This is a genomic window from Shewanella surugensis (assembly GCF_023284005.1).
GTDB classification, from domain to species: Bacteria; Pseudomonadota; Gammaproteobacteria; order Enterobacterales; family Shewanellaceae; genus Shewanella; species Shewanella surugensis.
In genome coordinates this window covers 1-12,648 of record NZ_JAKIKS010000041.1, presented here as the reverse complement: position 1 = coordinate 12,648, position 12,648 = coordinate 1, and the positions used below count along the sequence as shown (strand labels likewise).

Here is a 12,648-nt window from a genome sequence, read left to right as displayed (position 1 = left end):
TAAAGTAGGAGCATAAATGACTGATCAAACGCAAACAATGGCACTAATGGTTCCTCAGAGTAGTGGTAGCTTAGAGTCTTATGTTCACTCAGCACAAAGCATTAGCATGCTTAAGCCTGAGCAAGAATATGAGCTGGCGAAGCGACTTCAAGAAACGGGTGACTTGCAAGCGGCAAAGCAGTTAATTATGTCTCACTTGAGATTTGTCGTACATGTCGCGAAAGGCTATTCGGGTTATGGTTTACCACAAGCAGATTTGATCCAAGAGGGTAACATTGGTTTGATGAAGGCCGTTAAGCGTTTTGATCCCGATGTTGGTGTTCGTTTAGTGTCTTTTGCAGTGCATTGGATAAAAGCAGAAATTCATGAATACGTCCTTAAAAATTGGCGTATTGTGAAAGTGGCAACGACGAAAGCACAACGTAAGTTATTTTTTAATTTACGTAAATCGAAAAAACGTCTAGGTTGGTTCAGTGACGCTGAAGTGACGATGGTTGCTGAGAATTTAGGTGTTTCGAAAGCTGATGTGACTGAAATGGAGTCACGTATGGCAGCACAAGATCCTGCTTTTGATTTATCCAGTGATCATGATGATGAGCATGACTTTGCCCCAATGCATTATTTAGAAGATCATTCGTCTGATCTTGCCTCACAAGTCGAAAATGATAACTGGGACTCTCAGAATCATTCACGTTTACTCTTGGCGATTAAAACCTTAGATGAGCGTAGCCAACATATTCTTCAAGCTCGTTGGTTAAATGACGAGAAAACAACATTACAAGAGCTTGCGGCGACCTATCAAGTATCGGCTGAGCGTATCAGGCAACTTGAAAAAAATGCCATGAATAAGTTAAAAGGTCGAATGGAAGCATAAACTTTATGCTTACCTATGACTTAAAAAAACCTGCCGCGGCAGGTTTTTTAGTTTCTAGCCTTGATTGTCTATCCATTCGCTCATCACCACATGAGTTTTTATTTTGATAATATCGGTTTGAGCATCAATATACTCTCTGATCTCGTGTAATCGCTGCATTGACTTGGCTTGCACATACACTAACAGATCCATATCGCCAGTGATCCCACGGCAGGTAACGACTTCAGGAATAGATTGAAAAACATGGACCACATCGGCACAACGTGGGCAATGATGTTGAATTTCGAAATAAGCAGAAACCCCGACTTTTTGAGATTCACTTAATAAGACTTGATAGCCCCTAATAATGCCCGTCTGTTCCATTTTTTTGATCCGCTCCGATACTGCAGAGCGTGACAAACTTACTTGTTCCGAAATATGAGAGATACTTTGTCTGGCATCGATCTTTAAGAGATTTAAAATAGCTGAATCAAATTTATCCATGATGATATTCGGTCAAAATGAGCTTGATTGGAGAGTATTCCGACATTTTAACGGAAATGGAGTGAGTATGACAGCGCGCTGAATCAGATTTCAGTCTCGGTAAAGTTTATAATAGGTGAATAATAAACTTGATAAATAGTGTGAAATAACCAATGACTGGAAAGATTGGACGTTGGCAAGGTGCAGGGTTAATGGCCACCACTTTGCTTGGAACGGGGGTTTTTATTTTACCGCAACTCACAATAGAGGTGGCGGGTAGTGGGGCTTTGATTGCATGGTTATTATTAACGCTAGCGATTATTCCCGTCACTTTGGTTTTCGGGCGATTAGCCAGTGTGCTTCCTCATGCAGCAGGGCCCGCATATTTTGTTGAAAAAGCCTTTGGGCAAAGTGCTGGCCGTACAATCGGGTTGTTATTTGTCCTTGTAGTGCCTTTAGGGGCTCCAGCAGCTATTTTAATGACGTTTCAATTTGTAAACGAGTTAGTGTCATTATCCGGTTGGTCCCAGGTGGGAGTGGAACTTTTATTGCTCAGTATGCTGTTTTTACTGAATCAAAAGGGGATCCAGGTATCGGCCAAAATCCAGTTCATGCTGACATTAGGTGTGGTGGCTGTTGTTGTTGGACTTTTTGGTGCTATAGGGACGAATGTAGAGGATATAAAGGCATTCACTATGCATATTGAACCTAATGCAAACACCATCGCCATTGCTGCAGGTATTGCATTTTGGAGTTTTCTCGGTGTTGAGGCCATGACACATCTTGCTAATGATTTTCGCGATCCGAAAAAAGATATGATCCCAGCAATGATGATAGGAACCTTGCTTGTCGGTGTGGTGTATTTAGGATGCACTTTGTTATTATTACTGGTGCCAACGGATGGTGGTGTAGCCATGGTGGGAATATTTAATCAGTTATTGGGTGGCTATGGAGCACAAATCATCGCTGTATTAGGGATTGCGAGTGGTTTAGCGACTGTGAATGTTTACACTGCGAGTGTCTCTCGCCTTATTTGGAGCTTTAGTTGTGAGGGGGTGCTACCAAGGTATTTTTCTAAACTTAGTGAGAATGAGTTGCCTGTGAGAGCGTCGAACACGGTATTAGTTGTCATGGCGTTAGTCGTTGTATTAACGTATATGACGGGGCAAGCATTAGAAGATTTGATTTCATGGACAAATGGGGTTTTTGTGGTCATTTATTTCGCTTCTATGCTCGCTGCTGGGCGTTTATTAAGTCGACGTTACCTGCCATTAGTGATGATGAGCAGTTGTCTATGTTTGGTATTAGGTATCGCATTGGCGGCTAACATGATTTATGCATTATGGTTGGTGATTATTTTGTTTGGCGGTTTAGAGTGGCATAAACAATATCAAAAAAGGCGACAAGCGGCTCTGGTTTAATCCTATTAGGGTTTAATTCCTCGCTGCTTGCGGCGTATAAAGAGTGTTTTGACTTTTGAATCACTTAGGTAGCCCTCTTCGCGTAGCGAATTTGAGTTTAAGCGAAAAGCCTTGGCGTGGGGTTGTTGATTTTTTATACTGAAGGTTAACTGTCCTAAATAAAAGAAGTTACAAGATGTGGCTTCTTTTTCATTTTTTAAAGTGTCAACACTCTTAGAGTGTTTTCAGTGCAAGATTTCGCATTTGTATGAGTTCGCTGTGCTTTAAATATAATAATTCAGCCATTCGTCGAATGAGATGGTCTTCGTATTGGCACAAATGACCATCAGCATAAGCTAAGCGCCACATAGCGAGAATAAGCTGCTGTTTTTGTTCAATAGAACATTGCTCATTTATTTCCGAGGTGAATTCATACAGAGATGTACTTTTTTTCTGTTTACGTTTTGCGTCACTAATGAGTTGTTCAACTTCATTGCTATTTAACTTGAGTGCTTTAGAAAGTAATTCTGGTAGTAAGTTAGCCTCTTCTGCTGAAAAAGACTCATCGGCATAAATGACTTCTAATAAAAGACAAGCAGCGGCTACGTTAAGATGTTTTGCTTTTTCTTCTGGAGGAAGCTCTTGAGCATGAAAATTCAAGAACTGCTTTAATTTCTCTATCATAGTAATACTCAGTATTGATGACAATCAGCCTACTTTTAGTTTATTTCAGGTCGAGAGGATCTTGGGTGACGCTTAAAGGTGTTAATGCCTTCATGAGTAAGTCGGATGCCCCTTGAGTGCCATCGGTGTTTAAATAATCTTCAATAATGTCCATCATAGGATCAACCAAGCCTTTGGACAAGCCTAATTTATCAAAAGCATTATATACCATAAGGCCACCTTTAGCGGAAGGACTTAGATTACCCATTTGGTTACTTAGAGCGGACAGAGGAGAGGAGGTATCCAATTGAGGAGTGGCTTGCAGTAAGGTATTAATATTGGGAATAGAATTGGCTATGGGACTAAAACGATTATCCCCAAGACTCGATTTAGCCATAGAGAGTAGGCTCCCCAATCCACCTTTGGCTTGAGTTTGACTGATCCCGAGTTGATCCATTGTCATTGTGACTAAATCTCTTTGACCTTTGGTTACCATTGGAGTCACGCTATTAGTCATATTGCTCATTTTATTCATGGTTTCTGTTAAATTATCGATTTGAGAAGCATGAGCGTTGGGAGTGAACATGAGTAGCAGTAATAATAAGCGTAAGCAGGCTGAGAGTGTCATTAGTGGCTATCCTTTATCATTTGATATCAATAATTTTAGCTTTTTTGTACTATATAGTGATTTTTTTTACAAGAAGGGTGGAATAATTTTAATCTTTGTATTGTGCATTCAGGTTAAAACTTGGGTATCCTTAGCACTAATTCGTACTATCTACATTATTTATTGGAAAGACACATGTCATTGTCTGCAATTTTAAATCAAGCTTTGAATTTTTTTAGAAATAATATTAGTCAATTAGCGACATTAACGATCCCGATTTTGTTAATTCAAGTTGGATTGCAGATGTGGTTAAGTTTAGAGATCACTAGTGCTGATGTGAAGGATCCTCAATTTAATGCCAGCCATATGATTGTGATGATGGTCTTGTTGCTGCTTTTTTCTTTGTTAATTGCAGCGCTGACGTTATTTTTAGAGTTACGTTCCTTAGGGCATAATCCAAGTAATGGCTTAGTACTCAAAACCAGTTTGAATTTTGTGCCAGGATTATTATTAGCTGGCGTGTTTTCAGGTTTAGCTATTTTGGGGCCTTTCTTTATATTGGTGGCGATTGCTCCCATATTGGGTGTCGTAGGTTTAGCCGCCAGTTTTTATCTTTTTTCCCGTTTGGCTTTTGTCAATTTCATGGTGGTGGTTGAAAGGTTAACCCCAATGGAAGCGATAAAGCGTAGTTTTGCTTTTAGTGGCCCGATAGTATACAAAACGATGATGATCGTGAGTCTTTATATTCCCCTATTAATATTAGGTGGTGGGTTAGCGAAGCTGACAGAAAGCCTGGGATTACCCGTGCAATATCTAATGGATGTTATCGTGGCTTTTATTGGTTTATTTATTAATGTGGCTTTGTTTCGTTTATATATGGTGTCACGTGAGCAGACTGATGAAAGTCAAAATATCAGTAAAAAAGACGAATAGTATTAGATAGCACCCACTTGAGAGGACTCAGGTGGGTGGTGCCAAGCTATTAGAATAAGTTTGTTTTAGAACAATCCAAATGATCTATTTTTCATTCGGGTTATGTTCGAAGGTACGTCCTAGAGAAGAAGCTTCTGAGGGCGATGTGTTGATGTCTTGCTCTTGCTGCTGGCGAAAGCGGGCCAATTGACGTTTTAAAAAAACGCGGCCAAATAAACCTAAGGTAATGAAGCTCACTGCCCCAATGAGTAAAATAAAAGGCAGCGCAACTAATATTAGTGCAAGAAATAAAATACCTATTGCAAAGGAAACCCAGCCACGAGCACCCGATAATCGATTTTGCAATTGGGCTTGTTTAAATTGGCTGTAAATCATAATGACTCCAAAATAAGTTGATGATTGGTTATAGGCGCTTTTTCGAGATGCCGACACCAATGTCAAGTTCATATATTGCACCCAGTAGCGTCTAGGATCACGTTAAATTCGCTTAATATTCTCATGATATACCTAAACAGCCTAAAAAGGCTAGTTTCAGAGCCTATCAAGTCATGTGATAAGCTAGTGTTGTCAAGCTTAGATTCAGTTAGCTTAAGTTGGCACTTTCATTAAGTTTAAAAATTTGAGAAACACTTCTGCATATGGTTTCTTTTACCCATAAGTGGCCGGGTTCTTCTGAGTTGCTGGTGTGCCAAAGTAAAACATAAGCCATGGAAGGAAATGATACCGGTAGGGGAAGCTCGACTAATGGATAGAGTTTTTTTGCATGACAAGCAAAACTACTTGGAAGTGTGAAAATTAAATCACTGTGAGCACAAACGCTTGCCGCACCATAAAAGTCAGAGACTGTCGTGCTCAGTTTTCGACGTAATCCTAAGTCGGCGAGATGATAATCTAGCATCCACCAATTATTACCTTCGCAGCGCACTTGAACATGTTGCATATTTAAATAGCACTCTAGATCCCATTGGCCCAATTTAACGGTGTCTAGAATCGGGTGATCTTGTCTTGCAAGACATATTTGATGATCGGTAAATAAGGTTTGATGTGCGATACCTTCAGGGAGTTGCTGGATCCGTAAGTTGGACTTTGGATGTAAATCCCTACCAGAAATACCAAAATCAATTTGTCCTTGCTGAATGGCTTGCATGGATTTCTCTGTCCAGATATAAGAGTCTAGTTTTAGTTTTGGTGCTTTATTAAGTAATGGTCCAATAAAATAAGGAATTAAAGTGTCGTAAGCACTCTCCACCATAGCAAAAGAAAAATGTCGTTCACTATTATCTGGAGTAAATTGCGGGGGCTGTGTGAGCTGATAAATTTGCTGTAGTAGCGGCGGGAGTTTGTCTGTTAAATACAGAGTGTGAGCAGTGGGCTTTAAGCCATGTGCCGTCCGAATAAAAAGAGGATCGCCTAAGGCTTCTCGTAAACGATTTAAACTCTTACTCAAAGATGATTGACTTAGGTGAAGACGATTAGCTGCTCGTGTAACACTTTGCTCTTCAATTAATATTTGTAAGATCACGAGTAAATTTAGATCAATACGAGCTAAATTATCTAAATTCATAGATATTCCTCATAGGAAATATGGTTGGTAAATTATATCATTTCTATTCATAACATGTATTGGTTAAAATATGTGTTCTATCTATTAACAAAAGAGAGTTCATTTCAGTATGCGTCGTAATTTATTACCGATATTAATGTCTATGGTGGTATTAAGCCCACTCGCTATCGATATATATTTACCCTCAATGCCTAATATGGCAACGGAATTTGGGGTGTCGGCAAGTGACATTCAATCGACGTTGATATTGTTTCTTTTTGCTATGGGTACTGGTCAGTTATTCATTGGTCCATTAGCGGACCGTTATGGAAGACGACCGATTGCTTTGGCGGGTATTTTATTGTACGGCATGAGTAGTTTGCTAGCAGCAACGGCCATGGACTTCCATTGGCTGCTCATTGCAAGAGTATTGCAAGGTTTAGCGGCATGTGCGACTTCCATTGTCGTTTTTAGTGCCGTGCGGGATTGTTTTACTTCTCAAGAAGGGGCGCATTATTACAGTTATTTAAATGGCATGATCTGCGTCATCCCCGCATTAGCACCCACCCTTGGTGGTGTCTTGGCATTGCAGTTTGGTTGGCGTTCAACGTTTGTGTTTATGATGCTATACGCAGTATTAGTTCTTATTTATGTGGGATATCGTCTGCCTGAAACGAGACCTGCACATACTGTAACAGAAGGAGGTTTATATCGTTGGTCACGCTATAAACCTGTGATAATGGAGCCGCATTTTCTGTTTTACGCTTTTGTTTGTATGGTGGGTATGACATCAATTTTAAGTTATGTCTCTTATGCTCCCGTTTGGATTATTGAGCATTTAGGGATGTCTGAGCTGACCTTTAGCGGATTATTTGCGTTAAATGCTGTGATCAATATTATGGCATGCTTTGCTGCTCCTCTTGTGATGAAACAACTCGGTAATCGAGGGACTGTGATCCTCGCATTACTGTGTTTGTTCTTTGCCGGTGGATTACAACTGGTGATGCAACAGTGGGGGCCTGATACTGGATTTGAAGCTGCGTTGAGCTTTATGTTACCGATCTTGTTATTATGTGTTGGCTTTGCATTGTTATTAGGACCTGCAACTAGTATGGCGCTATCGGCGTTCAGTGAGCGGGCAGGTACTGCCACGGCTATATTAGGTTTTATTCAGATGAGTGGGGCATCTTTGCTTGCAGGTTTAGTTCAACAAACGGATCTCAATGCACCTTATGCCGTTGGTTTAGTTATGTTGGTTTTATCAAGTATCACATTAATTATTATGAAGATAAGAAGATTTTCTCATTGGCATGAGCAAAAGATATTGAGCGTGTGAAAATGCCAATCACATCGCCAGACATGTGTCTGGCGATGTGATTGGCATTAGATAGTTTTAGAATCGAGCATCAACGCTAAAGCGACCATAAACGCCGTCTAAGCGAGGTTCTAGCTGTTTTGTGACTTCAAATCGGGTAGAGAAAATATCTGTCATTCGCCAGAAATAGGCGGCAGTAACACTATAGTCATTGTCACTGTCATCATCATCATAATCGTTGTCATCAGTATGGTATTTCCCTCCGATTGAGAATGACTGAGTGAGATACCAATCTAATGCTAAGTCGAGATTATTAATTGAGTCGTTGTAGGTTATATCATAACCAGTGTGTTCTTCATCGTAGGAAGTGTAAGTATATTTAGCGACCATATACAGCCCGGTTGTACTGACAAACTCAACAAAGCTGTTTACCCCAATACCAAAATTATCGGTTGTGGTTTTTAATTCCAAATCGTCGGTGGTAAGAATAGTGCGATAATTCTTTAAATTACCCCGACGATAATCTAAATATAGTGATGATGTAGGATTAAAATAATATCCAATGGCGCCAATATATCCATCAGATTTATAATCTTGTACGGTAAAATTTCTATCAATATCCATACCGTAAAAATCATCATAGTCCCCTAAACTAAAATAACCATTAACCTCATAGTCTTTTAGTTCAGTTTTATAATATTTTGCGGCAATAAAAATTTTAGAATCGAATACATACTCAAGATCGACATGATAATCTTTGCCATTACCATTAAATCCCGCATAATGAGTACCGAAATTGGTTTTTTGAGACAGCTCCCCACTTAAAGTGTAGGGAACTGAACTTTGGTCAACGCCATCACCGCCAAAATAGCTGCGTTGACTAAGTCCATAACGCCCATAAGAAAAATCTTCACTAGAGGAAGAGTAATAGGCCTGTATGTCGTGTTTATAATTGTTATCATCTGCTGCGATGACGGCAGAGCTTGTTAAACTAAGTAAAATAGCAATTGCAGTTGTACGTTTCATAATCATCTCCCTTTTGATGAGACTAGGAGACGAGTATTATTAAGGGTACGACTTAATCCATAAATTTATTTTGGCATTGAGTTAGTTAACCTATGCCTACGCTCCCAGCATTGTGAATATAGACTAGAAGTTTAAAACACGCCAATATCAACATTGAGATTTTAAATGCTCTGTGGCTATCATTTTATGGAGAGAATTATCCTGTGTCGCGTCAGATTTGTTTGAAGTGTCAATACCCAATGATTGCTTGTCTTTGTGAGAGTATCAATGTGATTAATATCACGAACGAAGTGATTGTGTTACAAGATCCAAACGAAGTCAAACATGCTAAAAATACCGTGAAATTGCTTTCACTTGTTATTCCACAAGTGAAGATTGTCGTGGGTGAAACACCTGACGATTTTGCTTCATTAATTTCTTTTTTAACTCACACTCAAAAAGCGATTTATGTTATCTATCCTGCAAAAGAAAGTGCGTGCATGGATGATATTAAACCTGACAAGGATGCCATATTGCTCTTTTTAGATGGCACGTGGCGTAAAGTCTTTAAAATGATGTCGCTAAACCCTTGGTTAAATGATTTTCCTGCTTTACATCTAAACCTTGATGCTCCCTCCCAATATAACATTCGTAAAGCACCTCGTGAAGATAGTTTATCCACGCTTGAAGCCGTGGCATTAAGTTTGCAAGCCATTGATAAACAAAATAATATTAACCCTTTGCATCAAGCGCTTAATGCGATGGTGGATAAGCAGCTTCAATTTATGCCAGAAAAAGCGAGAAAACGATACGATAAGTGAGCGTGAACAATGATGTATTCCATGATGAACATATGTTCACCATGGAATGATCTAAATTGAATTAGAATCTTGCATTCACACTCAGGTTACCATAAACCCCATCTAAGTCGGGTTCAAATTGTTTGACGACATTAATGCGTGCTGATAGCACATCATTAAGACGTAAAAAATAAGCAGTGCCAATACCATAATCATCGTTGTCATTACTGGCATCATCGGTATGGTAGTAGCCACCGAAGGACCAAGAGCGGGTAAAATACCAATCGGCTGTTAAGTTAAAATTATTGCTGGTTTGCTCGGTTTTTCCGCCAAAACCGATACCGCTATATTTTGTTTCAGTATCGGCATACTGATAACTTGCATCGATATAAATGCCTTCAGTAACGGTCATAGGGACTAAGGTTTTTAACCCTAAACCATAATAATGCCCCGTAACGTCTTCAGTATACGTGCGATGACTATCATCGGTGCCATCGCTGTAGTTGTATGATAGATAAGCTGCACTGGCTTTATTTAAGTAGTAGCCTCCAGTTACTTGATAAGTTTTTGAATCAGGAGTAGTAGTCTTATAGGAGTCAATCAGCTTGAGATTGTTAGAATCATTAATGTCTGTTTTTTTAAATCCTAAGCCAATAAACCATTTCGAATCGAAAACATAGGTTCCATCGATATAATACCTTGTGTCATCATCTCCTATGCCGACATATTGCCCACCAATATTCGAGGTTTGGGCTAAATAGCCACTGAGTGCATAAGGCACTGTTTCTTGATTAACTGCCGTTGCATAATAACGATATTGAAGACCCCATTGTCCATCTGAAAACTCTTCACTCGACGTGAGATAGTCAACCTGAGATTCATGAAAATAGGCTTTGTCTTGTGCGGCTATGGCAGAATGACAGGCTAAATTAAGCAAAATAAGGGTAGCAATGGTGGTTTTTTTCATTAATTTTGTCCCTGTAATTAAAATAAGGCTAGGAGACAAAAATGGTTAGACATAAAATGGGGGATTGAGAAGTGAGTGACTACCTTATCCATAAGTCTATATTAAGAGGTTAATGAATGTGTTAACCCTTGGCTCCTAGCGCCGACACTATAAGCTAAATGCCGAGAAATATGCAAGAGAAGTCAGCATGCTTTAATGATATTGACTTTACATCTTAGCCTATGAAATAAACAATGAATGCGCAATACAGATAATGAGCATTCATATGTAAAGAGACCATGATTTATATCTGGGGTAAAAATCATGGTCATTTTATTTAATAATGAATTAGAAGCGACCGTTTAGGCTTAATGTACCAAATACACCATCTGAATCAGGTTCAAATTGCTTAGCGACTAAAATACGTGCTGAGATTGAATCAGTAATACGTAAGAAGTAAGCAGTGTTTAGCGCATAGTTATCATCGCTGCCACTTTCATCGGTAATTTGATAAATGCCACCAAATGACCATGCACGCGTGATATACCAATCAGCCTTCATGTCGAAAGTATTAAGTGTTGAGCTTACGTTGTAGTCTGAATATGAAAAATGATAATTATTGTATTCTGCTGCTAACAGTATGCCTTCTGTTGTTTTGAAAGGTAAGTAACCTTTAACGCCAAACGCAAAATTGTCGGTATCAGTATCAGAGACATAATTAGGGAAATAACGAGAGTCAAAATTATGGTTAGTGCGGCTGTAAGTAGCATAAACGGCTGAAGTATCATTGAAATAATAACCACCTTGAATGCCATAACTATCGGTATCTGCAACATCATAGTCAGTACGATCAATGATTGCACCAATAAACCACTTCGAGTCAAAGACATACTCACCATCAATACCATAGCGATTGATGTCATTATTGTTACTATTGTCAAAACCATAATGAGCACCCACATTTGAGGTTTGTGCTAAAAAGCCACTGAGTGCATAAGGTACGGTCTTTTGATCTACTGGGGAGGTGTAATAACGGTAATTGAGATCCCAGTTACCATCTGAAAACTCTTCACTTGATGTTTTGTAATCTAACTGAGCTTCATGTTGGTAGTTATTATCATTAGCCGCCAATGCGGATGCACTGCTTAAACCAAATAAAATAGCGGCTGCGATTGTCGATTTGTTCATTTATTCATTGTCCCTGTAATTAAATTAAGGCTAGGAACAAAAATGAGAGCGGTGAGGTTTAATAAACTAAAGTTAAACTCATCCATAAGTTATTATTAGTGTCTTAATGTATATTAATGAACACTGGTTGCTCCTAGCGCCGACAAATATACAGGTGTTAAAAATAAAAAACAATGAAATAATAAAATAATATTACTCTTGATGTCATTCGTTGATTGTTTATTTTAGAAGTATAGAGGTTGGCTTATAGGAATAATTAGATAATAAATTATTTAATTAGTGTAAACGTTTATTTTTTCACATTGTTTTAAATATAGTAGTTATCCGTTATTTAACATAATTAAGGTTTATCAGGTAAGTAACATTAAAAAATAATATTACCTTTACTTTAGTCTTAATTTATTTAAAAATCAGTCGATGCGTTTGTGTTTCAGAAAAATCAATCTAACTTTAAATTGTTTTTAAAAATTAATAAGAGTGGTTATGATAAAAGGTCTGCAGAGACTTTATTCATGGGGAATTATTTAAGTTATTGGATCGATCATTGTTGGAACGACTAATTTATGTGCTGAGGAGGGGATGAAACAAGAGGCGAGTCAGTTTACGGTACAAAAGAATAATGTTCTAAGTACCTGAGTATTAAATTACCATAAATTTGTTTACTATTAGAGCAGTGAGATGATTTCAGTGTTTAGAGCATCATTTAACTTGTGTATATACCTTTACTTTTGTATAAATATCATCAGCATATGAATTATTACTTTTTATAAATGAAACAAATTAGAGTCTTGTCTGAACACTAACTCATCACATTGGAAGAAGCATTCAAAAATCATCCAAAACATCGTTGCCGGATACGTGCTCATGCGATTATCAATAGCTATCATGGATTCAGTATCAAACAGATAGCAC

Annotated in this window: 13 protein-coding genes; 5 read left to right on the top strand and 8 right to left on the bottom strand. The window is 38.5% G+C overall.

The genetic code is table 11. From position 1 onward, the window contains the following. The first annotated feature begins 16 nt into the window (after positions 1-16). Positions 17-874, top strand: coding sequence for an RNA polymerase sigma factor RpoH (rpoH, locus tag L2764_RS11910; RefSeq protein WP_248940454.1), 858 nt, complete (start codon positions 17-19; stop codon positions 872-874). Between the two features lie 54 nt (positions 875-928). On the opposite strand, the gene L2764_RS11905 is transcribed toward rpoH, so the two are convergent. Further along, positions 929-1,357 carry an Lrp/AsnC family transcriptional regulator gene (locus L2764_RS11905; RefSeq protein ID WP_248940453.1) on the bottom strand — a complete coding sequence of 143 codons (429 nt, stop codon included), beginning with the start codon at positions 1,355-1,357 and terminating at the stop codon, positions 929-931. A 152-nt stretch (positions 1,358-1,509) separates the two neighbouring features. On the opposite strand from L2764_RS11905, the gene yjeH reads away from it, so the two are divergent. Beyond that, positions 1,510-2,757 (top strand): L-methionine/branched-chain amino acid transporter, encoded by a 1,248-nt coding sequence (yjeH, locus tag L2764_RS11900; protein ID WP_248940451.1) that lies wholly within the window; start codon positions 1,510-1,512, stop codon positions 2,755-2,757. Positions 2,758-2,970: 213 nt separating this feature from the next. On the opposite strand, the gene L2764_RS11895 is transcribed toward yjeH, so the two are convergent. After that, positions 2,971-3,420 carry a tellurite resistance TerB family protein gene (locus L2764_RS11895; protein WP_248940450.1) on the bottom strand — a complete coding sequence of 150 codons (450 nt, stop codon included), beginning with the start codon at positions 3,418-3,420 and terminating at the stop codon, positions 2,971-2,973. 40 nt (positions 3,421-3,460) lie between these two features. Further along, positions 3,461-4,027: a DUF2780 domain-containing protein gene (locus tag L2764_RS11890; RefSeq protein WP_248940449.1), complete on the bottom strand. Its 567-nt coding sequence runs from the start codon at positions 4,025-4,027 to the stop codon at positions 3,461-3,463. A 174-nt stretch (positions 4,028-4,201) separates the two neighbouring features. On the opposite strand from L2764_RS11890, the gene L2764_RS11885 reads away from it, so the two are divergent. After that, positions 4,202-4,939: a hypothetical protein gene (locus L2764_RS11885; RefSeq protein ID WP_248940448.1), complete on the top strand. Its 738-nt coding sequence runs from the start codon at positions 4,202-4,204 to the stop codon at positions 4,937-4,939. Between the two features lie 84 nt (positions 4,940-5,023). Here L2764_RS11885 and L2764_RS11880 read toward each other — a convergent pair whose 3' ends face one another. Together L2764_RS11880 and L2764_RS11875 are read right to left on the bottom strand one after the other, a co-directional pair. Next, the gene (locus L2764_RS11880) at positions 5,024-5,386 is read right to left on the bottom strand and encodes a hypothetical protein (protein WP_248940447.1); all 363 of its coding nucleotides are present in this window, start codon (positions 5,384-5,386) and stop codon (positions 5,024-5,026) included. Between the two features lie 136 nt (positions 5,387-5,522). Next, complete coding sequence (locus L2764_RS11875) at positions 5,523-6,503, bottom strand: LysR family transcriptional regulator (RefSeq protein ID WP_248940445.1); 981 nt, start codon at positions 6,501-6,503, stop codon at positions 5,523-5,525. Positions 6,504-6,612: 109 nt separating this feature from the next. Between L2764_RS11875 and L2764_RS11870 the strand changes: the two genes are divergently transcribed. Then, positions 6,613-7,818, top strand: coding sequence for a multidrug effflux MFS transporter (locus L2764_RS11870; protein WP_248940443.1), 1,206 nt, complete (start codon positions 6,613-6,615; stop codon positions 7,816-7,818). 57 nt (positions 7,819-7,875) lie between these two features. Here L2764_RS11870 and L2764_RS11865 read toward each other — a convergent pair whose 3' ends face one another. Further along, the gene (locus L2764_RS11865) at positions 7,876-8,823 is read right to left on the bottom strand and encodes a hypothetical protein (RefSeq protein ID WP_248940442.1); all 948 of its coding nucleotides are present in this window, start codon (positions 8,821-8,823) and stop codon (positions 7,876-7,878) included. Between the two features lie 203 nt (positions 8,824-9,026). Here L2764_RS11865 and L2764_RS11860 point away from each other — a divergent pair, with 203 nt between their 5' ends. Continuing rightward, on the top strand, positions 9,027-9,623 hold the full coding sequence (locus L2764_RS11860) for a tRNA-uridine aminocarboxypropyltransferase (protein WP_248940441.1): 597 nt from the start codon (positions 9,027-9,029) through the stop codon (positions 9,621-9,623). A gap of 61 nt (positions 9,624-9,684) precedes the next feature. Here L2764_RS11860 and L2764_RS11855 read toward each other — a convergent pair whose 3' ends face one another. Together L2764_RS11855 and L2764_RS11850 are read right to left on the bottom strand one after the other, a co-directional pair. After that, positions 9,685-10,569 (bottom strand): hypothetical protein, encoded by an 885-nt coding sequence (locus tag L2764_RS11855; protein ID WP_248940440.1) that lies wholly within the window; start codon positions 10,567-10,569, stop codon positions 9,685-9,687. Positions 10,570-10,896: 327 nt separating this feature from the next. Continuing rightward, positions 10,897-11,736, bottom strand: coding sequence for a putative porin (locus tag L2764_RS11850; RefSeq protein ID WP_248940438.1), 840 nt, complete (start codon positions 11,734-11,736; stop codon positions 10,897-10,899). Between the last annotated feature and the right edge of the window lie 912 nt (positions 11,737-12,648).